Here is a 23,542-nt window from a genome sequence, read left to right as displayed (position 1 = left end):
CGACGCTCCGGGAGCATCCAATGAAGACTCCAATCTGGCTGGCCGTAGTCTGCCTGGCCGCCAGCCTGCCAACCCAGGCACAGATATTGAAACCCATCGAACTGAATGATCAGGAGTTGGCGAGCCTGCGAGGCCGCTATGTCATGCCTGGACGGATCGTCAGTTTCGGGATTGTCATGACCAGCACTTGGCAAAATGCCAACGGCCAAGTGATCGGGGCAACGTCCTCGATGCAAATTCAGCAAACAACCATCAAGCCACAGTTCTATGTGTCGATGATCGACCAGACAGGCAATGGCTCGGCGGTTTCCCAGGGCACCGGTACCGTCAGCGGCGGTAACGGTTTGAGCACGACCCAGGGCGTCACTCAAGTGGTGCGCGCTGCCGGCGACAACAACAGCGCTTACAACAACGTTAATCTCAACGTCCAAAAAGGTGGCCAGGCGCCACAGATGGACAACCAAGGGCAAGTGTTGGCCGCGGGTTCAACCCTGACCCATGCCAATGGTGCCGGGGCGCTGAGCATTTCATCTTCCGGCTCGGGCGTGCAGCTCAACATCGTGGCCAGTAACAACCAGGGGAGCATCGCGCAGCGCCTCGCCCAAGGTGGGCTTATGCAAAACGCGACATTGCTTGGCGGTGGCAACCAGGTCAACAACGCGATGACGATCAACGTTGTACTGCGCGATAACCTGCCGTCTACCAGTTCGCTGAATGGCAACCTGGATCAACTTAAAGGTCTTCGCGCTCTCGGATTCTGATCTACGCTCAGTCTCATCAGATGCACTCAGAAGGGACGGCTAACCATGCACCGATCGTTGACGCTCAGGGCTATCGTTTGTTTGAGTAGCCTGGCACCGGGAACAATGCTGTACGCAGCTCCGGATCCCCAGGTTGAAGCACTAAAACAAGAACTCATGGAGTTGAAACAGCGTTACGAAGCACAACAGAACGCGCTGATGGTACTCGAGCAGCGCGTTCGCCAGGTCGAAGAAACACCTGCGACACCGGCGCCCAAGCGCCTGACCAAATCCCCTGCCGAAACGTCCAGGGGTGGCCAGGCGGTGGCGGCCGGCGCGCCGGGAACCACCGGCAGTTCATACGGCCAATCGCTCAAGGATGATTCCGAACCTGCGCAAAGCGTTTCCAACCTGTATGACGAAGCCAGCGGTTTCTTCGGTGGCGGCAAATTCAGTGTCGAAACCGGCCTGACCTACACCCACTTCGATACGCGTGCGCTGACGCTCAATGGCTTTCTGGCACTGGACTCGATTTTCCTTGGCAACATCAACCTCGACCGAATCAAGGCTGACAACTGGACACTGGACCTGACCGCCCGCTACAACGTGGCGCAACGCTGGCAGTTCGACGTTAACGTTCCCGTGGTTTATCGCGAATCAACGTATTCCTCAGGCGGCGCGGGTGGTGCAGGCCCGGTGACGTCGGACGCAACCGTGACCCGCGACCCGACCATCGGCGATGTGAACGTGGGCGTGGCTTACAAGTTTCTGGATGAGTCGGCCAGCCTGCCCGACGCGGTGGCTACCTTGCGCATCAAGGCACCGACCGGCAAGGATCCTTACGGCATCAAGCTGATCGAGGACCCGAACAACGATAACCTCGCGGTCCCCGAGGACTTGCCAACCGGCAACGGTGTCTGGTCGATCACCCCGGGTATCTCGCTGGTCAAGACTTTCGACCCGGCCGTGCTGTTCGGCTCCCTGGCCTACACCTACAACATGGAGGATTCTTTCAGCGACATCAGCCCTCAGGTCGGTTCCAAGGTGAAAGGGGACGTGAAACTGGGCGATTCCTGGCAAGTCGGCGCAGGCATTGCATTCGCCTTGAACGAGAAGATGAGTATGTCGTTCTCGTTCACCGATCAGTTCGCCCGCAAGAGCAAGATCAAACCGGACGGCGGCGATTGGCAATCGATTTCCAACAGCGATTACAACGCGGCCAACTTCAACATCGGCATGACGCTGGCAGCCTCCGATAACCTGACGATCGTTCCCAACCTGGCCATCGGCATAACCGACGACGCGCCAGACTTTTCCTTCAGCCTGAAATTCCCGTACTACTTCTAACCGCTTCACCTGAATGGAAAAGGCCCGCTGCGAGTTCATCGCAGCGGGCCTTTTCGTTTCGCCCCGCCCTAGCGGATCTGGTGCTTGTGCAGCAGTCGGTAAAAGGTTGGCCGCGACACGCCCAGCACCCGGGCGGCGACACTCAGGTTGTCACTGTGGCGGTTCAATACATCGCACAATGCCTGGCGTTCTGCGCGTGTCTTGTAGTCCTCGAGGGTGCCCATCGGTGCAGCGATGGTCTGCTGGCTGATCAGCCCCAGGTCGCGGGCCTCGATCTGCCGCCCCTCGGCCAGGACCAACCCGCGACGCACCCGGTTGGCCAGTTCACGCACGTTGCCCGGCCAGTCATGCTTGCCCATGGCAATCAGCGCGTCTTCACTGAAACTGCGCGGACGACGGCCGGTTTCATGGCTGTAGAAATGGGAGAAGTGGTTGGCCAGCATCGACAGATCGCCATGGCGTTCACGCAGCGGCGCAGTGACCACTTGCAGCACATTGAGGCGGTAGTACAAATCTTCGCGGAAGCGCTTCTTCTCGATGGCGGCTTCCAGGTCAATGTGTGTCGCCGCCAATACCCGTACATCCACAGGAATCGGCTGGCTGCCGCCCACGCGCTCGATGTGTTTTTCCTGGAGGAAGCGCAGCAGGTTGGCTTGAAGCTCCAGAGGCAGGTCACCAATTTCGTCGAGAAACAAGGTTCCGCCGTTTGCAGCTTCGATCCGTCCGATCTTGCGTTGATGGGCGCCGGTGAAGGCCCCCTTCTCGTGACCAAACAGTTCGGACTGGATCAGGTGTTCCGGAATCGCGCCGCAATTGATTGCGACAAAGGGTTTGCTGTGCCGCTGGGATTGTCGATGGAGGGTCCGGGCGACCAGTTCCTTGCCGGTTCCGCTCTCACCGCGAATCAACACCGGAGACTCAGTGGGCGCCAGCTTGCTCAGCAGTTTGCGCAGCTCGCGAATCGGCTTGCTGTCGCCGAGCAGCTCGTGTTCGGGCTGATCGATGTGAACCGTGCCCTGGCCACGCAAGCGCGCCATGCCGAACGCCCGGCCGAGTGTCACCTGAACCCGGGACACATCGAACGGCAAGGTGTGAAAATCGAAAAACCATTCGCAGACAAAGTCCCCGACATTTTGCAGCCGCAGGACTTCCTGGTTGAGCACGGCGATCCACTCGGTGCCGCTGCGGCTGATCAGCTCCTTGACGGCCTCTGGGCGTTCCAGATGGAACGGCTGCAGACGCAACAGGCCAACGTCGCAGGTTCGGTCGGCGGCATTTTCCAGTGTGCAGCTATCAACGTCCCAACCTACAGCGCGCAACCCCGGCAGCAGACGATGGCAGTCGTCACACGGGTCCACCACTAACAGGCGTCGTAAAGCGGGCGCTTCGATCATGACTGTTCCTTGGCGCCAAATTGTAGGAAATATTATTAAAAACAGTCATTTGGCAGACCTGACTGTAACATTAGCAATAATTTGACATTTGCTTGTACCGATTGACTATAGGACTGTCGCGGAAGCAGTTATAAGAACTAACTTTGTTAGTTACCTAACGAGTCGAACCTTTCATTTACCTTTCAAAGCCTGCAAGCACCTTGAACCGAAGAAAGAAAGTTGAAATTTCTTTTAATTGTATGTGACCCACCCCCCGGTTGCGGGCATCAGTACAAGTAACCAGCCGAACGGTAAGCCCAACCGACGGCACATCACTTGATTGGGCATACAGAGAGAAGATCCCATGAACGCCCCGCTCCGTATCAACGAAGCTCTTTTGATTGCCGACCGCGCATTCCAGCCATTTCAATGCGTGGCCTGGGCCCCACAAGACGGCAACGGCGAACTCAGCCTGACCGTCATCGACCGCACCAATACCCGTATTGGCCGCAAACAGATTCCAAGCAGTGCCTATACCGATCCGGCACAACTTGAACAGTTTCTGGAAGAAGCCCGTAAAGAGCTGAGCCAGGAAGGTTACGCGCTGCAATCGTGGTCGATGCCGCACTAAAGCGTTTTGCGGATTACTTCCGGTAATCCGCCCCTCCCCCTCAATCGTTAGTTTGCTGGCCTTCTGCGCCAAACACACTTTCGACGTCCGTTTATTCGAAGTTCCCAAGGCCAATTCATTGGCTGGCTTTTCAGTGGTTCGAAAAGACACTGTTCTGGCACAAAGCGACCCTCCGCTTGTTAGTTCTCTCAGTTGTGGAACCGGTCATTCAGGCGTTGAATGATTCCCCAGTCGCCACCGCCTATTCCTGGATCACGACGACTCGCAAGGAGACGCGTGCATGTCAATCCAGAGCGCTTTAGCCTTACCCGCAGCGCTGAACGATGCAGGGAAACTTGATGAGTCCTTTGCCGGCTCCGGCAAAACCCAAGTGTATTTCGCTGGCAGCACCTCCAGCATGGCCAATGGCGTCGCGATTGATTCCGCGGGCAGGCTGCTGATAGCCGCAAAAGTCGGCACCCCGGGTGGCAGCCGCTTTGGCCTGGCACGTCTGCTCGAGGACGGCTCGGCGGACCTGGCCTTCGGCCAACAAGGCAGTGTCATCAGCCAGTTCAAACCCGGCTTTGAAGCCATGGGCGGCAAAGTCCTGCTACTGGCCGATGGGCGCATCCTGTTGGCCGGCCTGCACTATGAGAATGCGCACCGAACCCTGCCCGCCTTCGCGCTTTTCAATCAGCAGGGTAAACCGGTCCAGTCATTCGGCGACAACGGACGCTGTATCGTGCGCCTGCCGGGCAATCTTTCCCAAGGCGTGCGCGATGCCTGGTTGCCGCCTGGCGTGCCGGGCGCCGAAGCGTGTGATGTCTGCGTGCAGGACAACGGGCGAATCCTTTTGCTGGCCAATCACCATTTCGAACTGGCCGATCATGTCGGCGTACTGGTACGGCTTCACCCCGACGGCTCACTGGACGATACCTTCAACGGACGCGGCTTCGTGCTGGTCAGGCATCTGCTGATGAACACTTGGCTGAGTAGCCTGCTGGTGCAACCTGACGGACGGATTCTGGTCGGCGGCTCGATCAACTTTCCTGAAGAAGGCCTGCTGGCGCGTTATCACAGCAACGGCAGCCTCGACGAAAGTTTCGCCGTGGATGGTTTCATGGGTTTCATGGCACAGGGACGTCATGCTCAGGTCAGCCAGATCGTCCAGCAACACAGTGGCGACCTGCAATGTGTTGGCAGCAGCCGCGACCCTATGCAGTGCATGGTCCTGAAAGTCCATAGCAATGGTCGCCCGGACATTCACTGCAACGGCGGCCAACCGCAATTACTGGAAATTGGCCACAACGGCTGCCAGTGGACCGCCGCCCAGGTTCTGGCGGACGGCAGCGTGCTGACCGTCGGCGCTACAGCCGGGGGCATCGAAGCTGATTTCATTCTGGCCCGGCACCTGCCCGGCGGACAGCTCGATGGCCGCTTTGGCAATGGCAGCGGTTGGGTCCGCACCCGTTTGAGCCGCGGCCCGGATACCGCGACCTCGCTGGCCGTGCAGTCCAATGGCAACATCGTTGTAGGCGGCCATTCGCTGGATGGTAACTACCGGGCAGTCGTCGCACGGTATCTGGGTTAGGCGCTCCGACCTATCCGACGCTTGATCTTCCCTTCGGCTTACGGCAACTTGCGCGCTTCTTAATACAAGGAGCAGCCGATGTCTGGCTCAATGGCTCAAGCGTTCGCGCATAATTTTCTCGGGCACTCACCTCGCTGGTACAAGGCCAGCATTCTCGGGTTCCTGATTCTCAACGCCCTGGTGTTGTGGACCGTGGGTCCGGTGGCCGCCGGTTGGCTGCTGGTGCTGGAGTTCATCTTTACCCTGGCCATGGCGCTCAAGTGCTATCCGCTGATGCCCGGTGGCTTGCTGCTGATCGAAGCGCTGCTGTTGAAGATGACCACGCCCCAGGCGCTGTATGACGAACTGGTGCACAACTTCCCGGTCATCCTGCTGCTGATGTTCATGGTGGCGGGTATTTACTTCATGAAAGAACTGCTGCTGTTTATGTTCTCGCGCCTGCTGCTCGGTGTTCGCTCCAAGGCCTTGCTGGCGTTGATGTTCTGCTTCCTGTCGGCGTTTCTCTCGGCCTTTCTCGATGCCTTGACCGTGACCGCCGTGATCATCAGCGCAGCCGTGGGGTTCTACTCGGTGTATCACCGCGTGGCCTCGGGCAATGATCCGCGTCAGGACAGTGAGTATGGCGATGACCAGCACCTTCCAAAGCTGCATCACGCAGATCTCGAACAGTTCCGCGCCTTCCTGCGCAGCCTGCTGATGCACGGCGCCGTGGGCACCGCATTGGGGGGCGTCTGTACTCTGGTTGGCGAGCCACAGAACCTGCTGATCGGCCACGAAATGGAATGGCACTTTGCTGAATTCTTTCTGAAAGTCGCGCCGGTTTCGCTGCCGGTGCTGGTAGCAGGCCTGGTGACGTGCGTGCTGCTGGAGAAATTGCGCTGGTTCGGTTACGGCACACTCCTGCCGGACAACGTGCGCGCCGTGCTGGCCAACTATGCCGCCGAAGACAACGCCGAACGCACCTCGCGCCAACGCGCGGCGCTGATCGTTCAGGGGCTGGCGGCGCTGATTCTGATTGGCTGCCTGGCCTTTCATGTGGCTGAAGTGGGCCTGATCGGCTTGATGGTGATCGTACTGATCACCGCGTTCACTGGCATTACTGACGAGCATCGCCTCGGCAGTGCGTTCAAGGACGCCATGCCGTTCACAGCGCTGCTGGTGGTGTTTTTTGCGGTGGTGGCGGTGATTCACGATCAGCAGTTATTCACCCCGTTGATCCATTGGGTGCTGGCGCTGCCGGCGGATCAACAACCGGGCATGCTGTTTATTGCCAACGGCTTGCTGTCGGCCATCAGCGACAACGTGTTTGTCGCGACCATCTACATCACCGAAGTGAAACAGGCCTTCATCTCCGGGCAAATGAGCCGTGAACATTTCGAGACACTGGCGATTGCGATCAACACCGGCACCAACCTGCCGAGTGTGGCGACGCCCAATGGTCAGGCGGCGTTTCTGTTTCTGCTGACGTCGGCGATTGCACCACTGATTCGCCTGTCGTATGGGCGGATGGTGTGGATGGCGGTGCCTTATACGGTGGTGATGGGTGGTCTCGGGTGGTACGCGGTGAGTTACTGGCTATAAACACCCGATAAACAATGTGGGAGCAAGCCGGTCTCGCTCCCACATTGGTTTTGTGTCGCTAGCGAGGGAGGATATACCGCTCGATCGCCTGCGCCGCACCGTCTTCGGTATTGGCCCCGGTCACCACGTCAGCCTGACGCTTCACCGCTTCTTCCGACTGCCCCATGGCGATCGACAGGCCTGCGCGGTGAAACATGGCGGGGTCATTGCCGCCATCGCCCATGGCCGCCGTCTGCTCGATCGGCACACCCAGGAACTCGGCCAGTGTCGCCAGCGCTGAGCCCTTGTTCGCCTGCATCGCGGTCACATCCAGATAAACCGGTTGCGATCGCGAGACCTGCGCCTGACTCTCGACCATGGGCAGCAATTGCGCCTCCAGCTCAATCAACAGCTGCGCGTTATTGCTCGCCGCGACGATCTTGTCGATGTGTTCCAGATACGGTTCAAAACTTTCCACCACCACTGGCGGATACCCCAGGCCATGCTGTTCCCGGGGCACCATCGGCCCGGTCGGGTCTTTCACCAGCCAGTCGCCGCCACTGAATACCCACACCTCAATGTCCGGCAGATCGGCAAACAGCGTCAGCGTGGTCAGTGCGGCCGTGGCCGGCAAATAATGCGCGACCAACAAACTGCCATCGGGATGGACGATCGTGCCGCCATTGAAGGCCGCCGTCGGCAAGTCCACGCCCAGCGCTTCGATCTGCTGCAACATGGCTTTCGGCGGCCGGCCAGTGGCCAGGCTGAACAGAACACCCGCGTCGCGCAACGAACGAACGGCTTCTATGGTGCGCTGGCTTAGGCTGTGGTCCGGCAGCAACAACGTGCCGTCCATGTCACTGAGCAAAAAGCGAATGAGTTGTTGCGTTTCACCACTCATCCGAGGCTATGCCAGACGCGGCCGTCGCGAGCCAGCAGGTCTTCTGCCGTCGCCGGGCCGTCTTCACCAGCCGCGTAGGTCTGTAGGCTCGGGTCCTGCTGCCAGGCGTCGAGAAAAGGTTGCACGGCGCGCCAGCCGTTTTCGATATTGTCAGCGCGCTGGAACAGCGTCTGATCGCCGGTCAGGCAATCGTAGATCAAGGTTTCGTAGCCGGTGGACGGCTGCATTTCAAAGAAATCCTTGTAGGCAAAACCCAGTTCGATATTGGCCATTTTCAGCGCCGGGCCAGGCCGCTTGGCCAGAAGATCGAACCACATGCCTTCATTGGGCTGAATCTGGATCCGCAGGTAGGTCGGTTGCAGCTCATCGACCTCGGTATCACGGAACTGAGCATAAGGCGCCGGTTTGAAACAGATGACGATCTCGGTGTCGCGCACGCTCATGCGCTTGCCGGTGCGCAGGTAGAACGGCACGCCGACCCAACGCCAGTTGTCGATCATGACTTTGAGCGCGACATAGGTTTCGGTGGTGCTGTCGGGCGCTACGTTGTTTTCCTGGCGATAACCTGGCAGCGGCTTGCCGTCGATTTCGCTGGCGGTGTATTGGCCGCGTACCGAATTGGCTCGCGCCTCTTCGGTGGACCAGGGACGGATCGCTCCCACTACTTTGGCTTTCTCGCCGCGAACCGCATCGGCGCCAAAGGCGGCCGGCGGTTCCATGGCCACCATCGCCAATAGCTGGAACAGGTGATTGGGCACCATGTCCCGCAGAGCGCCGGTGTGCTCGTAAAAACTGCCACGGGTTTCCACACCGACGGTTTCCGCGGCGGTGATTTGTACGTGGTCGATGTAATGGTTGTTCCAGAAGGCTTCAAACAGGCTGTTGGAGAACCGGCTGATCAGAATGTTCTGCACGGTTTCCTTGCCCAGATAGTGATCGATCCGATAGATCTGGTTTTCCGTCATGACCCTTAGCAAGCACGCGTTCAAGGCTTCGGCAGTGTGCAGATCGGAACCGAACGGTTTTTCGATCACCACCCTCCTGAAGGCTTCCGGTGTCTCTTGCAGCAAACCGGCGGCGCCGAGGCGACGCACCACTTCGCTGAAGAAACGTGGCGCGGTAGCCAGATAGAACACCGCGTTGCCGGTGCCGCTGGCGGCAATTTTCGCCGCAAGCGCCTGATAGGTGCTGTCGTCCAGGAAATCGCCCTGGACGTAGCTGATGCCTTTGGCGAGTTTGGCCCACAGCTGCGGATCAAGGGCTTGATCGCCCTTGCCGACCTTGCTCGCCACTTCAGCGCGAATGAAATCTTCGAGCTTCTGCGCAAAGGCCTCATCGGTGATGGCGTTGTGGTCAACGCCAATGATCCGCAGTCCATCGCCAAGCAGACCGTCGCGACTCAGGTTGTACAGCGCCGGCATCAGCAAGCGCTTGACCAGGTCTCCGTGGGCACCGAACAGGAACAGCGTGGTCGGTGGTGCGGGTTCTGCCTTGGATTTATTGCGGATCAAGCGGGTCATTTTTTCGCAGTCTCCACGTGGCCGCCGAAGCCGAAGCGCTGGGCAGAGAGAATCTTGTCGCCAAAGGTGCCTTGCCCGCGGGAACGGTAGCGGGAGAACAGCGAGTTCGACAGCACCGGCACGGGCACCGATTGCTCCATGGCGGCTTCGATGGTCCAGCGACCTTCACCGCTGTCAGCCACCGAGCCTGAGTAACCGTCGAGTTTCGGATCGCTGGCGAGGGCGTCAGCCGTCAGGTCGAGCAGCCAGGACGACACGACGCTGCCACGGCGCCAGACTTCGGCGATGTCGGCGACATTGAGATCGAAACGCTGATCTTCCGGCAGGTTGGTGCTGGCCTTGGTCTTGAGAATGTCGAAGCCCTCGGCGAAGGCCTGCATCATTCCGTATTCGATGCCGTTGTGGATCATCTTCACGAAATGGCCAGAGCCTGCGGGACCGGCGTGGATGTAACCGCGTTCGGCACGATCGTCGTCCGACTTGCGATCCTTGGTGCGCGGGATATCACCCATGCCCGGCGCCAGGCTGTCGAACAGCGGATCAAGGCGTTTCACCACTTCGGCTTCGCCGCCGATCATCATGCAGTAACCGCGGTCCAGGCCCCAGACGCCGCCGGAGGTGCCGACGTCGACGTAGTGCAGGCCTTTTTCCGACAGGGTTTTCGCCCGGCGGATGTCGTCCTTATAGAAGGTGTTGCCGCCGTCGATGATGGTGTCGCCGGGTTCGAGCAAGGTGCTCAGGGTGTCGATGGTGTCTTCGGTCGGTGCGCCGGCCGGCAGCATGACCCAGACCGCTCGTGGCTTGGCCAGGCCAGCGACCAGGGCCGGCAGGTCGATGACGCCTTTGGCGCCTTCGGCAGCCAGGGTGTCGACGAAGGCGGTATTGCGGTCGTAAACAACGGTGGTGTGCCCGTTGAGCATCAGGCGCCGCGCAATATTGCCGCCCATGCGGCCCAGTCCAATAATCCCGAGTTGCATGTGCTGATGCTCCCTACTACAAATAAATGTGTGTCAAAGGTTATAGCCCAACGCGACTAATGAGGGTTAGTCCAGAGCGTTGGCGTGAAGTTTCCGGGCATTGTGCCCGATCCAGACTGATAACGTCTGGAATCGTGCCAAAGACACAACGACCATGAAAAATAAAAAAGTTCCCTTGCGGGGCAAAAGAAATCAAAATCGGTGCCGATAGTAAATAAGCACCGATGTCGGGGCGGATTTACAGTTGAGACAGCCATTTGCGAGGTGAGCAATGGGCACAGTACAAGCAGCACGGCCAGCACAAACCCTTTACGTCACGATCCGTCGCGATGAATTGCGCCAGTTGAAAGACGAGCGCGACCAACTGAAGCAGGAAGTCGAGCAATTGCGCCTGCTGACTCAAGGCATCCAGGCTCAGCCGAAGCCTGTCACGTTGCGAGCTCCCCACGCCTGACCCTCGCCTGATTCGGAAGCAGCCCTGCGCTGTTTCCGATATGTCTTTTCGATTCGCCAGCGTTCCCAGCTCACAAAACTTTCACACCCCCTTGTTGATACTCCGGCCCCAATATGGCCGCTCGGTGTCCGCGCGGCCCCCGTTCGTCGGCGACTTTTTAGTCCCGGCGGTGAAAAGTGATTCTGGCTGGAGCGCGCAATGGCTTTGTTTCAACGCAGCAGCAGTTTGTCTGCGAAAGGATTCGATTGGGCAGGGATTCTGTGGCTGTTTGTGTTCTTCTGGTATTTTTCCGGCATCACCCAGCTGCTGATCCAGTTGACGGGCACTTCCGGATTCAGCGGATTCCGCCAGGCCTTTGTGATGAGCGCCATCTGGCTGGCGCCGATGCTGATGTTTCCCCGGCAAACCCGTGTGTTGGCCGCACTGATAGGCGTGGTGCTATGGGCCTGTTCCATGGCCAGCCTGGGTTATTTCTTCATCTATCAGCAGGAATTTTCCCAGAGCGTCATCTTCATCATGTTCGAGTCGAACATCTCTGAAGCTGGCGAGTACATGACCCAGTATTTCGCCTGGTGGATGATTGTAGCGTTCCTCGCCCACACCCTTTTTGCGTATTTCCTGTGGACACGGTTGCGCCCGGTATACATGCCCCGCGGTCGCGCGCTGGTGGCGGCGACGGCCATTCTGGTGGCTGTGGTCGGCTATCCGATGATCAAACAGACCGCCCGCACCGGCAGCCTCGCCGGCGGTTTCGAAAAATTCGAAACCCGTATCGAACCGGCAGTGCCATGGCAGATGGCAGTGGCTTATCACCGTTACCTCGACACCCTCGCCGGCATGCAGGACATGCTCGCCAGTGCGAGCAAGATTCCTCCGCTGCACAACCTCAAGGATGCCACGGCCAACCAGCCGGCCACGCTGGTGCTGGTGATCGGTGAATCCACCAACCGTCAGCGCATGAGCCTCTATGGCTATCCGCGTGAAACCACGCCGGAACTGGACAAGCTCAAGGATCAGCTGGCGGTCTTCGATAACGTCATCACCCCACGCCCCTACACCATCGAGGCGCTGCAGCAGGTGCTGACCTTCGCCGACGAAGAAAACCCGGACCTGTACCTGTCGACCCCGTCATTGGTCAGCATGATGAAACAGGCCGGCTACAAAACGTTCTGGATCACCAACCAGCAGACCATGACCAAACGCAACACCATGCTCACGACCTTCTCCGAGCAGGCCGACGAGCAGGTGTACCTGAACAACAACCGTAACCAGAACGCCGCCCAGTACGACGGCGATGTGATCGAACCGTTCAACAAGGCCCTGGCTGATGCGGCGCCACGCAAGTTGATCGTCGTGCATCTGCTCGGCACCCACATGAGCTACCAGTACCGCTATCCGTCGACATTCGACAAGTTCAAGGACCGCAATGGCGTGCCCGCCGGCGTGCGTGACGATCAACTGCCGACCTACAACAGCTATGACAACGCGGTGCTGTACAACGACTTCGTGGTCTCGAGCCTGATCAAGGACTATGCCAAGTCCGATCCGAACGGTTTCCTGCTGTACCTCTCCGACCACGGTGAAGACGTTTTCGACTCGCCCGGCCACAGCACACTGGGTCGCAACGAGGCCAAGCCGACGGCGCCGATGTACACCATTCCGTTCATGGCCTGGGCTTCGCCGAAGTGGCGCGAAAGCCATGACTGGCGCTTCGCCGAAGACCTCGGGCGGCCGTACAGCAGCTCGCACCTGATCCATACTTGGGCCGATCTGGCGGGGTTGAATTTCGATGAGCTCGATCGCAGCAAGAGCCTGGTCAGCGACAGTTTCAAACCACGCCCACTGATGATCGGCAATCCCTATGAACGCGAGCAGAAGGCGTTGATCGACTTCAGCCTGATCAAACCGAAGGCGAAACCAAACCCCGCGAACGTCGTTTTGCAGTAAACCTTTCAGGGGCCGTATCCGGCCCCTTTTTCTTGCCCGTCCCAAACCGGGACGGGGAAGCCCATGTGCAGTTAATTCCCAATTAACGAAATCGGCAGATAATGGTCGCGCGACATTGCTTCATGGAAGAAAGGCACCCGATATCCAATGTGGGAGGCGAACCATGAAACGTACACCCTTGATCGTTGCCGGCCTGATGACGTTCGTTTCGGCCAGCGCATTTGCAGAAGGCGGCGCGGAACGCATGCGCTATTACTACGAGAGCCTGCGGCTGAGCCAGCAGGAGAATCAGAGCCAGCAAACCGCTCAAGTCCGGGTTCCGGACGATCAGACGGCGCAGGTGACGGAGCATTACAAACAATGAACCGAGCGAGGCAAGACTCGGAGGCGTAGGTGCCGGCTTGCTGGCGACGGCGTTTTGGAGATCGCCACCGCCAGCAAGCCGGCTCCCGCAAAAAGCAGAGCGCGATGCTACAGAGCCTTGGTCCAGAACAGCATCCGGCCGTGCGCCGGATCGAACATGCCGGCGCTGAAGCCGAATTTGGCGTAGGACGACTGGGCCACGGCATTACCTTCCAGCACTTCCAGGGTGATTTTGCAGCAGCCACGCTGACGGGCGATTTCCTCGACCTTCTGCAGCATCTTCTGGCTCAGGCCCAATCCACGAAACGCCTTCATCACGACGACGTCGTGCACGTTGACCAACGGACGACAGGCGAACGTCGAAAAGCCTTCAAAGCAATTGACCAGCCCGGCCGGTTCTCCACCGACAAAAGCCAGCACGCTGAACGCATGGGGACGCTTGGCCAGTTCTTCCGGCAGGTGCTCCAGCACCTCGGCGGGCAAGGAATGACCGCCACCCATCGGATCTTCGGCGTAATGATTCAACACAAGGCGTACAGCCTCGGCATGCACCGGGTTGGTGTAGCTGGCCTGAAGCACAAGAATTTCTGCGGATTCCATTTCCATCCTCGATCACACATAAAAAGCCCCGGCGCGCAGACCGCACCGCAAGGTCCAGCGACCCTATCGCGAGTGCTGCTCATCCTGCAATCTTTAACCGGAAGTGCCCCAGATCAGCGCTTCGGTCCAGCCCAGTTCGGCGAAGTCCGCAGCCCGAAGGCCCGACTCACCGACACAGAAAAACTCGTCCAGCTGCGGTGGTGCGATCGACGTTCCACTGAGCATCGCGTGAATCTGCCCACGGTGATGAATCTGGTGCTCGAACAGGTGCGACAGCATGCGCAGCCGACTCTCGTGTTGCGGCGTGTCCCGGGCGATGGTCACAATCTTGCCCAGGTCCGCGTCGCGCATCTGTTCGCAGTAAGCGATCAACCGACGATCCACCTGGGCCTGTTCGCGCTTGAGGTCCGCAGCGGCGGTGAACGGCTCGTCGTCAGTGAAAAACACGTAGCAATCCGGGTGTGGCGCATCCCCGCGCAACTCACGTTCCAGCGCATCCACATAAAACCAGTCGCAGGTCAGGATGTGATTGAGGGTCGCCCGCAGGCTGGGGAAGAAACTGACTCGCGGCGCCACCAGGTCCTGCGGACTCAACTGCCCCCAGGCCTTGGCCAGTCGATGATTGGCCCAGGCGTTCTGATAGGCCATGGTCAGCAAATGATGGGACAAGGGCTGATTCATGTTCGCGGCTCCTTGGGTTCAAGCGTCGGCGAAACGTTGCAGCTGCATTTCCTGTAAGCGGCTGAGGGTGCGACGGAACGGGAATTCCAGATAGCCTTCGGTGTAGAGCGATTCCATCGGCACCTGCGCCTCAAGGTACAGCGGCACTTTGCGGTCGTAGCATTCGTCCACCAACGCGATGAAACGCCGCACACCATCGTCGTGTACCGACAATTGCGGCAATTCGCGATCGCCCGCCACCACCCGCTCGACACCGTCTTCGGTACCACGGGCGATGCGCCCTTCGCGCTTTTGCGCGCTGAGGTTGGGCACTTCACTCAACAGAATAGCCTTGTAGGTGTCGCACAGGGCCATGAAATCCATGGCGGCAAAGGGTTGTTCGCAGAGGTCGGCGTAACGGCACCAGAGCACGGTTTCACTGGCCTGCACCACCTTCAGCGAACGGTAGCCGACCTTGACCGGCTCGACGAAAACCGACTGGCCGGCGGTCAACGCCTTGAACACATCGCCCAGCGCGCCAGACTGACCGGGCGCGGCGACCCAATAGCGTTGCAAACCTGCGCCGGGATGCAGGCGATGGTCTTCGCCGCCATCCACTGCAATCACCTGCATATGGCGCTTGATCGCCTCGATCGCCGGCACGAAGCGGTCACGGTTGAAGCCATCGGCGTACAGCAGGTCCGGCGGCTGATTGGAGGTGCAGACCACCACCACGCCCTGGTCGAACATCACTTGAAACAAGCGCCCGAGAATGATCGCGTCGCCGATGTCATTGACGAACAGCTCATCGAAACACAGCACGCGCACTTCTTCGCTCAATTCCCGGGCCAGCGCTTTCAGCGGGTCGGCAGTGCCGGTCAGCTGAAACGAGCGCTGATGCACCCAGCCCATGAAGTGATGGAAGTGCTGGCGTCGGGCCGGGACCTGCAAGCTTTGGTAGAACTGGTCCATCAACCAGGTCTTGCCCCGCCCGACCGGGCCCCAGAGGTAAACGCCCATCACCTGCGAGCGACCTTCATGCAGCGCTTCGTAGCATTTTTGCAACGCCCAGACAGCATGCTCCTGGGCTTCGTCCTGGACGAAGCCCTTCTGTTCGATGGCGTGTTGCCAGGCGCTTAACGGGGAGTCGACATTCATGCGCGGCAGTATGCCATCGCGGCGCGGTCTCTACAGTGAAATGTCCAGTCGAGCGATCTTGCCCTGCTCGTTCAGACGGAACATGTAGCGCAATTCCAGCGGGCTGCCGGGAAACGTGCCGGACACCCGGTTATGCACCAGTACCTTGCCCGTGCGCAGTTGCACGTCGAGCACTTCGACTTTTGGCTGATAACGCCGGGCAGTGTCCTGCATCCACTGGGCGATGGCCTGGGCGCCGATCTGATGCCGGCCTTCGTCGAACACATTGGCATCCTCAGCGAAGAAACTGGCGACCCTCGAGGTGTCGCGGGCATTGGCGGCAGCCAGGTAAGCGGCGATGGCGGGCGCAAGCGAAGAGGCGGAACTGGACATGTTTATAACTCCTTGTTGGTTGATTCTGGAGCCATGCTAAAACATGCCTGTGTCAGTTCTTGTCAGGAGTGAAACGCCCCGCCTCATCCAGTTGCATCTGCTTGCGCCAGGTGCGCAACAGGTCACCGCGCCGCCCCGGATAACGCTCGCCCTGCTCGTCTGCCGCCGAAATCCGGTCGGTGCGAAACGTCCGATAGGCGCCGCGGAGTTCACACCAGGCGACGATGATTCGCACTTCGTTGAGAAACCCCAGCGCCAAAGGCCAGATCAACCGCTGGCTCGGCACCTGTTGGGCGTCCGCATAGTCGATGTGCAACTTGGCCTGATTGCGGATCGCCTGGCGAAACACATTCAACGCCACGGCATTGGGTGCGAAGCCATAACCAGGCGGGCCCGGCAGTACCGTCGGGTTGCGTAAGGCGTCCAGCGCCTCGGGCGCCAGCACCGCAGCAATCTTGGCCAGCGCATCGGCTGCCGCCTTGCTCAACACCTCATCACCGCGCTGATCCACGTAGCGCAGTCCCAGCACGATGGCTTCGGTTTCGTCGGCGTTGAGCATCAAAGGCGGCAGAAACAAACCGCTGCGCAGCACGTAACCGATGCCCGCCTCGCCGTAGATCGGCGCACCCAGCGCGGTCAGTTCAGCGATATCGCGGTATAGCGTGCGCTCGGAAATCTCCAGTTCACCGGCAAGGGTCGCTGCCGTGACCGGGCGACTCTTGCCGCGCAGCACTTGCAACAGGGTCAGTAAACGCGTGGTGCGAGACACGATTGGCGAGCTCTTTCCGGAACAGTGGTCGGAGCTTAGCAGAGGATCCTGTCAGAAAGTGGCAGTAGCGAAACGCTCGGTGGCCGGCCTTATTGCCGCGATCGAAAAAGCTCCTTGACGAAATACATGACAGCTATAATCTTTTATACATGTCATGCGACATTTATAATCAGTCACCGACTATTCCCTCCAGGAGTCATCCCATGCATTACAAAGTGTTCGGCCGAAAAACCGGCTTGCGTGTTTCGGAACTGGCGTTGGGCGCGGGTAACTTTGGTACGGGTTGGGGCCATGGCGCCGAACGCGATGAAGCCCAACGCATATTTGATGGCTACCTGGAGGCCGGCGGCAATTTCATCGACACCGCCAACGGTTATCAGGGTGGCCAGTCGGAAGCCATGCTCAGCGAGTTCATCGCCCCGGAGCGTGATCGCCTGGTCATCGCCACCAAATACACCTTGGGAACTACGCCGGCCGCGGGCATTTCCCACACCGGCAACAACCGCAAGAACATGGTTCGCGCCGTGGAAGAAAGCCTGGCACGGCTCAAGACCGACCACATCGACCTCTTCTGGGCGCACATGAGTGACGGTGTCACGCCCATGGAAGAGATCCTGCGGGGTTTCGATGATCTGGTGCGCGCCGGCAAGATTCACTACGCCGGCCTGTCGAACTTCCCGGCGTGGCGCATCGCCCGGGCCGACCTGCTGGCCGAAGTCCGCGGTTTTGCGCCGATTGCCGCCATTCAGGTCGAGTACAGCCTCGCCGAACGCACGGCCGAACGTGAACAACTGCCGATGGCCGAAGCGTTGGGGCTGGCCGCGACCTTATGGTCGCCCTTGGGTGGCGGGTTCCTGACTGGCAAATACCGTTCCAGCGACGAGAACAACCGCGCCGCTAAACTGGGCATGCTGGTGCACGCCGAGAAAAGCGCCCGCGAAACCGCCCTGCTCGACACCTTGCTCGCCGTCGCGGCAGAACTGGGCGCCAGCCCGACGCACGTGGCCATTGCCTGGCTGCGGGAAAAAGCCAAGCGCTCGACGACCGCGCTGATTCCGATTCTGGGTTCGCGTACGCGTGAGCAGCTGGATGCGACGTTGGGCGCGTTGAATGTGCAGGTGAGCGCGGAACAGTTGGCGCGGCTGGATGGGGTCAGCGCCGTGGCGATGGGTGTGCCACATGAGTCCATTGCCGGTTCTGTTGCACGGTTTGGCGGGAGTGAAACCCTGGATCTGCCGATAATTCCGGTCGCCTGACACCCACCAGATTGCGGGAAAGAACCTCCGTGGCGAGGGAGCTTGTTCCCGCTCGGCTGCGAAGCAGTCGCAAGGCTTTGGGGCCGCTTCGCGCCCCAGCGGGAGCAAGCTCCCTCGCCACGGAGGTTTGCTCCCGCATTTTGATCACGGACTATCGATCCACCTTATGTTTAGCCGCATACAAACACAGCATCTCCATCGCCAACGTCGCCGCCGCCAGTGAGGTAATGTCCGCATTGTCGTAGGCCGGCGCCACCTCTACCACATCCATTCCCACCAGATTGATCCCGCGCAACCCGCCGAGGATTTCCAGCGCCTGCACCGTGCTCAAACCGCCGCACACCGGCGTTCCGGTGCCGGGGGCGAAGGCGGGGTCGAGGCAATCGATGTCGAATGTCAGGTACACCGGGTTGTCGCCGACCCGTGCCCGAATGGCTTCGGCAATCGCCTCCACTCCACGGCGATGCACTTGCCGCGCGTCCAGTACCTGAAAGCCCTGATGATCGTCATTGGTGGTGCGCAAGCCGATCTGTACCGAGCGCGACGGGTCCACCAAACCTTCCTTGGCCGCATGCCAGAACATCGTTCCGTGATCGACGCGCTTGCCCTCTTCGTCCGGCCAGGTGTCGCTGTGCGCGTCAAAATGGATCAGCGAAAGCGCCCCATGTTTACGGGCGTGGGCCTTGAGCAGCGGGTAACTGATGAAGTGATCGCCGCCGAAGGTCAGCATCGCGCAGCCGGCATTCAGAATGCGTTCGGCGTGGGCTTCAATGCTTTCCGGTACCGAATGAGGCGAGCCGTAATCGAAGTCGCAATCACCGTAGTCAATCACGGCGAGGTGATCGAACGGATCGAACGCCCACGGCCAGTGGCGTTCCCAGGCAATCCCGGTGGATGCAGCGCGAATGCCACGGGGTCCGAAACGCGCGCCGGGACGGTTGCTGGTGGCGGTATCGAACGGCACGCCGCTGACGGCAACATCAACACCGCGCAAGTCACGGCTGTAGCGACGACGCATGAAACTGGTGATGCCGGCGTAGGTACTTTCGGCGGCAGTCCCGTAGAGGCTGTCGCGGGTCATGGCCTGATCGTTTTGCACTGGGACGTCCATCGGTTTCTCCTTGTTTTAGTTATTGGCGGCTACGGAAAGTGGTCCACAAACGGGTGCGCTGACGCATGTCCTTGAGGCTCATGCTGCGGTCGGCGTACAGCCGTTCGCGCACATCGGCGAGGGGGTAAATGTCCGGATCGGTGCGCACCGCTTCATCCACCAGCGGCGTGGCGGCCTGGTTGGCCGTGGCGAAGAACAGCGTGTTGGTCAGCGCCGCGACGGACTCGGGGCGCAACATGAACTCGATGAAGGCGCGGGCAGCTTCGGGGTGCGGTGCATCCTTGGGAATCGCCAGGTTGTCCTGCCAGACCAGCGTGCCCTCCCTGGGAATCCGGTACGCCACTTCGTAGGGCTTGCCGGCTTTGCGCGCCTGATCGGCAGCCATGCTGGCGTCACCGTTGTAGGTCAACGCCAGACAAACGCTGCCATTGGCCAGATCGCTGATCTGCCGCCCGGTGGCGACGTACAGCACATTCGGCTGAAGCTGATGCAACAAGGCCTCGGCCGCTGACAGATCAGACTTGTCGGTGCTGTAGGGATCTTTACCCAGATAGTGCAGCGCCAGGCCGATCACCTCTTGTGGCGAATCGAGAATGGCAATGCCACAGTCTTTCAACTGGCTGGCGTATTCGGGTTTGAACAACAGATCGAGGCTGTTGAGCGGCACATTAGGCAAACGCTTTTTCACCGCTTCGATATTCATCCCAAGCCCCAAAGTGCCCCAGGTATAGGGCACGCCGTAGCGGTTGCCGGGATCGACCGCGGCGAGTTTTTCCAGCAAGTCCGGATCGAGGTTGGCGTAGCCCTTGAGGCCTTCGTGGGGAATCGCCTTCAACGCGCCGGCCGCCAACCCGCGCGCCAGCACGCTGGACGACGGCACCACCACGTCATAACCACTGCCGCCGGTGAGCAGCTTGGTTTCCAGCACTTCCGAGGAGTCGAAGGTGTCGTAGCGCACATGAATGCCGGTTTCCTGCTCGAAGCGCTGCAAGGTGTCCGGCGCGACGTAATCGGCCCAGCTGTAGAGATTGACGACGTTTTCCTCGGCCTGAGCCGAAACCGCCATGGAAAGGAACAGCGCGGGTAAACACAGCTTGAATGAAGGACCCATGACGAACACCTGACCAGAGGAAGTGGCTGCAGCATGCGTCGTCGGATACATTGAAAAAATACCAAGTCAATTATCCTGACTTTATTGCGGAGTAATGTTTGATGCTCGGCCAGCTTCACGATGTGGATCTGCAATTGCTGCGTCTGTTTGTCAGCGTGGTGGAATGTGGCGGTTTCAGTGCGGCCCAGGGAGAACTGGGCCTGAGTCAATCGAGCATCAGCCAGCAAATGGCCAGGCTCGAAACCCGGCTCGGTTATCGGCTGTGCAGTCGCGGCAAGGGTGGATTCAGGGTCACCCCCAAAGGCGAACAACTGCTGATCGCGACGCGGGGGCTGTTCGAGTCGATCGAAGCGTTCCGTCATCAATCCAATGGCGTGGCCGGCCGCCTGATCGGCGAGGTGCGTCTGGGGCTGTCCGAAGCCGTGGATCAATCGGTGCTGCAGCGGGTGGCCGAGGCGATCCGCCGCTTTCGCGAGCGCGATGAGTCGGTGCGCATCGAGTTGATCAGCGCCATGCCCGGCGAGATGGAGCGCTTGCTGCTGCAACAACGGCTGGACCTGGCGATCGGTTATTTCTCACAGGTGCAGAGTGCGTTTGACTACCGCGAACTGTTCAGCGAAACCCAGCATTTGTATTGCGCCCCCGGCCATCCGCTGTTCACTGACGATGCGCCAGACGATCAGGCGTTGCAGGCCTGCGACCGGGTGGATCACCCTTACCGCTTTCTACGCAGCGACGAGCCCTTCCAGGGCAAGCGGTGCTCGGCGCGCTCGGAACAGGTCGAGGGCACCCTCGCTTTCATTCTGTCCGGCAAGCATGTCGGCTATCTGCCCAGTCATTTCGCCCGCAGCTGGGAAGACAAAGGGTTGCTCAAGGCCGTGCGCCAAAGCGATATGAGTTTCGACGTGGCCTTCCATCTTGCCCGCCATCGGGCGCAGGTGCCGGGGGATGCACAGAAAGCGTTTGAAGAGGATCTACTGGCAGCGTTTGCCTGAATCCCCCGGTGTAAACCCGAGTTAATGTTTCGACATACCTGTCTTTCTGGCATCCTGCGCCTCCATTTTCTGCCCCGGCCCGCCTTTCGGCACGCAAACCACCATGACCGCCTCTGAAAAAGCCCCTGCCCCGCGCCACAGCGACCTGATCTACGGCCTCGACGACCGCCCGCATTTGACCGCCACGGTCTTCGCCGCCCTGCAACACGTACTCGCCAGTTTCGTCGGCATCATTACCCCGACCCTGATCATGGGCAGCGCCCTCGGCCTGCAAAGCGAAATTCCCTATCTGATCAGCATGGCGCTGTTTGTCTCAGGCCTGGGCACCTTTGTCCAGGCACGCCGATTCGGCCCGATCGGTTCCGGTTTGCTGTGCCTGCAAGGCACCAGTTTTTCGTTCATCAGCGTGATCCTCAGCGCCGGTTTCATGGTCAAGGCGCGCGGCGGCGGCACCGATGAAATTCTTTCGACGATCTTTGGCGTGTGTTTTTTCGCCGCGTTCATTGAGGTGGTGTTGAGCCAGTTCATCGGCAAACTGCGGATGCTGATCACGCCGGTAGTGACCGGGACGATCATCACGCTGATGGGCCTGTCGCTGATCAAAGTCGCCATGACCGACATCGCCGGCGGCTTCGGCGCGACCGACCTCGGTGCCGCCAGCCATCTGGGATTGGCAGCGCTTGTGCTCGGCACCATCGTGGTGTTGAACCGGGTGGATGTGCCGTTCCTGCGTCTCGGGGCGATCGTGATCGGCCTGACCTTCGGTTATGTCGTCGCCTGGTTCATGGGCCACGTGGATTTCAGCAGCATGCCCGACGTGCCGCTGATGAGCGTGCCGGTGCCGTTCAAGTATGGGTTCAACTTCGACTGGGTGGCGTTCGTGCCGGTGGCGGTGATTTTCCTGGTGTCGCCGCTGGAGGCCGCCGGCGATCTCACCGCCAACTCGATGATTTCGCGGCAGCCGGTCAAAGGCCCGATCTACCTCCGCCGGATCAAGTCCGGCCTGCTCGCCGACGGTCTCAACTCGGCCATGGCAGCCGTGTTCAACAGCATGCCGATGGTGACCTTCGCGCAGAACAACGGCGTGATTCAACTGACCGGCGTGGCCAGCCGCTACGTTGCTTTTTTCATTGCCGGTCTGCTGGTGGTGCTGGGGTTGTTCCCGATGATCGGCGCCGTGCTGCAACTGATGCCGAAACCGGTACTCGGTGGCGCTGAACTGGTGATGTTCGGCACCGTGGCGGTCGCCGGCATCAAGATCCTCGCCGAAGCCGGCCTGCACCGGCGCAACATGCTGATCGTGGCTATTTCCCTCGGCATGGGTCTTGGAGTGGCGGCTGTGCCGGAGGTGCTGCGCGAGTTGCCGAAAGCGCTGCACAACATCTTTGAATCGCCGATCACCGTCGGCGCGTTGTGCGCTATCGTGCTGAATATCTTCCTGCCCGAAGAATTCATCGAGCTGGAAGAAGACGATTTCGATCCGGAAGCCTCGATACTCCAGGTCATGGAAAACCCGGATGTGCCGGCCAAAGGTGAACCCGCCTCGCCTGCGGTTGTCGCACAGTTGAACCGCTAGGCACGCTCAAGGCCGAGCCAAGGGCGGTTCGGCCTTTTCTTCAAGAGAGCATGTCCATGCGCAGTGTCCACGCCGTTGTCCTTTCCCTCCTTTTATTGTCCCTGAGCGCCTGCGCCCTGTTTCCCAATCGCGACCCGCTGAACATCAATGTGGTCGGTTTCGAGCCGTTGCAAAGCCAGGACATGGAAGTGCGTTTCGCAGTGAAAATCCGCGTACAGAATCCCAATGAAACCGCGATCGACTACAACGGCGTGGCGCTGGACCTGTCAGTCAACGGCCAGCCCCTCGCCTCCGGCGTCAGTGATCAGTCGGGCTCGATCGGGCGCTTTTCCGAGACAGTGCTGAGCGTGCCGGTGAGCGTTTCGGCGTTCTCGGTGCTGCGCCAGACTTTGGGCCTGAGCCAGACCCAAACGTTGAACAACCTGCCTTATGTCTTGCGCGGCAAACTGGCGGGCGGTTTGTTCGGCACGATGCGATTTACAGACAGCGGCAAGCTCAGTTTGCCGGGGTCGACAGTCGGCACCTGGTAAATGCACCAACGCTGACAATCC

The 23,542-nt window shown here is 59.8% G+C and carries 23 protein-coding genes; 12 read left to right on the top strand and 11 right to left on the bottom strand.

Features of this window, described 5'->3' with window-relative positions; all coding sequences use genetic code 11:
- Positions 1 to 20 precede the first annotated feature (20 nt).
- Both ACM1ZW_RS24120 and ACM1ZW_RS24115 read left to right on the top strand, forming a co-directional pair.
- Positions 21 to 761 carry a hypothetical protein gene (locus ACM1ZW_RS24120; RefSeq protein ID WP_414879131.1) on the top strand — a complete coding sequence of 247 codons (741 nt, stop codon included), beginning with the start codon at positions 21 to 23 and terminating at the stop codon, positions 759 to 761.
- A 45-nt stretch (positions 762 to 806) separates the two neighbouring features.
- Positions 807 to 2,087 carry a hypothetical protein gene (locus ACM1ZW_RS24115; RefSeq protein ID WP_416739508.1) on the top strand — a complete coding sequence of 427 codons (1,281 nt, stop codon included), beginning with the start codon at positions 807 to 809 and terminating at the stop codon, positions 2,085 to 2,087.
- Positions 2,088 to 2,155: 68 nt separating this feature from the next.
- Here ACM1ZW_RS24115 and ACM1ZW_RS24110 read toward each other — a convergent pair whose 3' ends face one another.
- Positions 2,156 to 3,481 carry a sigma-54 dependent transcriptional regulator gene (locus ACM1ZW_RS24110; RefSeq protein ID WP_017338683.1) on the bottom strand — a complete coding sequence of 442 codons (1,326 nt, stop codon included), beginning with the start codon at positions 3,479 to 3,481 and terminating at the stop codon, positions 2,156 to 2,158.
- A gap of 343 nt (positions 3,482 to 3,824) precedes the next feature.
- Here ACM1ZW_RS24110 and ACM1ZW_RS24105 point away from each other — a divergent pair, with 343 nt between their 5' ends.
- The 3 genes from ACM1ZW_RS24105 to nhaB all read left to right on the top strand — a co-directional run bounded on the left by ACM1ZW_RS24105 (position 3,825) and on the right by nhaB (position 7,242).
- Positions 3,825 to 4,091, top strand: coding sequence for a hypothetical protein (locus tag ACM1ZW_RS24105; RefSeq protein WP_017338682.1), 267 nt, complete (start codon positions 3,825 to 3,827; stop codon positions 4,089 to 4,091).
- Positions 4,092 to 4,371: 280 nt separating this feature from the next.
- Positions 4,372 to 5,661, top strand: coding sequence for a delta-60 repeat domain-containing protein (locus ACM1ZW_RS24100; RefSeq protein ID WP_017338681.1), 1,290 nt, complete (start codon positions 4,372 to 4,374; stop codon positions 5,659 to 5,661).
- A 78-nt stretch (positions 5,662 to 5,739) separates the two neighbouring features.
- Positions 5,740 to 7,242, top strand: a complete 1,503-nt coding sequence (gene nhaB, locus ACM1ZW_RS24095; protein WP_416739507.1) for a sodium/proton antiporter NhaB — start codon at positions 5,740 to 5,742, stop codon at positions 7,240 to 7,242.
- A 58-nt stretch (positions 7,243 to 7,300) separates the two neighbouring features.
- On the opposite strand, the gene ACM1ZW_RS24090 is transcribed toward nhaB, so the two are convergent.
- Genes ACM1ZW_RS24090 through gnd form a run of 3 tightly spaced genes read right to left on the bottom strand, consistent with a single transcriptional unit; the run spans position 7,301 to position 10,619 of the window.
- A complete protein-coding gene (locus ACM1ZW_RS24090; protein WP_416739506.1) occupies positions 7,301 to 8,122 on the bottom strand; it encodes an HAD family hydrolase in 822 nt (273 codons plus the stop codon).
- Positions 8,119 to 9,642, bottom strand: a complete 1,524-nt coding sequence (zwf, locus tag ACM1ZW_RS24085) for a glucose-6-phosphate dehydrogenase (protein WP_414879135.1) — start codon at positions 9,640 to 9,642, stop codon at positions 8,119 to 8,121. The genes ACM1ZW_RS24090 and zwf overlap by 4 nt, the downstream gene beginning before the upstream one ends.
- Positions 9,639 to 10,619: a phosphogluconate dehydrogenase (NAD(+)-dependent, decarboxylating) gene (gene gnd, locus ACM1ZW_RS24080; RefSeq protein ID WP_017338677.1), complete on the bottom strand. Its 981-nt coding sequence runs from the start codon at positions 10,617 to 10,619 to the stop codon at positions 9,639 to 9,641. Before gnd ends, zwf begins: the two co-directional genes overlap by 4 nt.
- Positions 10,620 to 10,890: 271 nt before the next feature.
- On the opposite strand from gnd, the gene ACM1ZW_RS24075 reads away from it, so the two are divergent.
- The 3 genes from ACM1ZW_RS24075 to ACM1ZW_RS24065 all read left to right on the top strand — a co-directional run bounded on the left by ACM1ZW_RS24075 (position 10,891) and on the right by ACM1ZW_RS24065 (position 13,384).
- Positions 10,891 to 11,073 (top strand): DUF6026 family protein, encoded by a 183-nt coding sequence (locus ACM1ZW_RS24075; RefSeq protein ID WP_017338676.1) that lies wholly within the window; start codon positions 10,891 to 10,893, stop codon positions 11,071 to 11,073.
- Between the two features lie 198 nt (positions 11,074 to 11,271).
- Positions 11,272 to 13,020 (top strand): phosphoethanolamine transferase CptA, encoded by a 1,749-nt coding sequence (locus tag ACM1ZW_RS24070; protein ID WP_017338675.1) that lies wholly within the window; start codon positions 11,272 to 11,274, stop codon positions 13,018 to 13,020.
- A gap of 163 nt (positions 13,021 to 13,183) precedes the next feature.
- Positions 13,184 to 13,384, top strand: a complete 201-nt coding sequence (locus ACM1ZW_RS24065; protein ID WP_017338674.1) for a hypothetical protein — start codon at positions 13,184 to 13,186, stop codon at positions 13,382 to 13,384.
- 107 nt (positions 13,385 to 13,491) lie between these two features.
- Here the strand turns inward: ACM1ZW_RS24065 and ACM1ZW_RS24060 are convergent, their stop codons facing one another.
- From ACM1ZW_RS24060 to ACM1ZW_RS24040, 5 genes are all read right to left on the bottom strand, one after another.
- The gene (locus ACM1ZW_RS24060; protein ID WP_017338673.1) at positions 13,492 to 13,983 is read right to left on the bottom strand and encodes a GNAT family N-acetyltransferase; all 492 of its coding nucleotides are present in this window, start codon (positions 13,981 to 13,983) and stop codon (positions 13,492 to 13,494) included.
- A gap of 93 nt (positions 13,984 to 14,076) precedes the next feature.
- A complete protein-coding gene (locus tag ACM1ZW_RS24055; protein ID WP_017338672.1) occupies positions 14,077 to 14,664 on the bottom strand; it encodes a DinB family protein in 588 nt (195 codons plus the stop codon).
- Positions 14,665 to 14,682: 18 nt separating this feature from the next.
- Positions 14,683 to 15,801, bottom strand: coding sequence for a cell division protein ZapE (gene zapE / locus ACM1ZW_RS24050; protein ID WP_414879137.1), 1,119 nt, complete (start codon positions 15,799 to 15,801; stop codon positions 14,683 to 14,685).
- A 30-nt stretch (positions 15,802 to 15,831) separates the two neighbouring features.
- Positions 15,832 to 16,173, bottom strand: coding sequence for a nuclear transport factor 2 family protein (locus tag ACM1ZW_RS24045; protein ID WP_414879138.1), 342 nt, complete (start codon positions 16,171 to 16,173; stop codon positions 15,832 to 15,834).
- Between the two features lie 52 nt (positions 16,174 to 16,225).
- On the bottom strand, positions 16,226 to 16,942 hold the full coding sequence (locus ACM1ZW_RS24040) for a helix-turn-helix transcriptional regulator (RefSeq protein ID WP_017338669.1): 717 nt from the start codon (positions 16,940 to 16,942) through the stop codon (positions 16,226 to 16,228).
- Positions 16,943 to 17,145: 203 nt separating this feature from the next.
- On the opposite strand from ACM1ZW_RS24040, the gene ACM1ZW_RS24035 reads away from it, so the two are divergent.
- Complete coding sequence (locus ACM1ZW_RS24035; protein WP_017338668.1) at positions 17,146 to 18,198, top strand: aldo/keto reductase; 1,053 nt, start codon at positions 17,146 to 17,148, stop codon at positions 18,196 to 18,198.
- A gap of 151 nt (positions 18,199 to 18,349) precedes the next feature.
- On the opposite strand, the gene speB is transcribed toward ACM1ZW_RS24035, so the two are convergent.
- Both speB and ACM1ZW_RS24025 read right to left on the bottom strand, forming a co-directional pair.
- Complete coding sequence (gene speB / locus ACM1ZW_RS24030) at positions 18,350 to 19,309, bottom strand: agmatinase (protein ID WP_416739505.1); 960 nt, start codon at positions 19,307 to 19,309, stop codon at positions 18,350 to 18,352.
- A gap of 19 nt (positions 19,310 to 19,328) precedes the next feature.
- Positions 19,329 to 20,420 (bottom strand): polyamine ABC transporter substrate-binding protein, encoded by a 1,092-nt coding sequence (locus ACM1ZW_RS24025; RefSeq protein ID WP_416739504.1) that lies wholly within the window; start codon positions 20,418 to 20,420, stop codon positions 19,329 to 19,331.
- A 101-nt stretch (positions 20,421 to 20,521) separates the two neighbouring features.
- Between ACM1ZW_RS24025 and ACM1ZW_RS24020 the strand changes: the two genes are divergently transcribed.
- The 3 genes from ACM1ZW_RS24020 to ACM1ZW_RS24010 all read left to right on the top strand — a co-directional run bounded on the left by ACM1ZW_RS24020 (position 20,522) and on the right by ACM1ZW_RS24010 (position 23,521).
- A complete protein-coding gene (locus ACM1ZW_RS24020; RefSeq protein WP_017338665.1) occupies positions 20,522 to 21,415 on the top strand; it encodes a LysR family transcriptional regulator in 894 nt (297 codons plus the stop codon).
- Between the two features lie 103 nt (positions 21,416 to 21,518).
- The gene (locus ACM1ZW_RS24015; protein WP_414879143.1) at positions 21,519 to 22,991 is read left to right on the top strand and encodes a nucleobase:cation symporter-2 family protein; all 1,473 of its coding nucleotides are present in this window, start codon (positions 21,519 to 21,521) and stop codon (positions 22,989 to 22,991) included.
- A gap of 56 nt (positions 22,992 to 23,047) precedes the next feature.
- On the top strand, positions 23,048 to 23,521 hold the full coding sequence (locus ACM1ZW_RS24010) for an LEA type 2 family protein (protein WP_017338663.1): 474 nt from the start codon (positions 23,048 to 23,050) through the stop codon (positions 23,519 to 23,521).
- The last annotated feature ends 21 nt before the right edge of the window (positions 23,522 to 23,542 follow it).

Source organism: Pseudomonas sp. NFX71 (genome assembly GCF_048079215.1).
In the GTDB taxonomy this organism is placed as follows: domain Bacteria; phylum Pseudomonadota; class Gammaproteobacteria; order Pseudomonadales; family Pseudomonadaceae; genus Aquipseudomonas; species Aquipseudomonas fluorescens_B.
The sequence above is the reverse complement of the archived record's forward strand: the minus strand, read 5'-3'. Positions and strand labels throughout refer to the sequence as shown.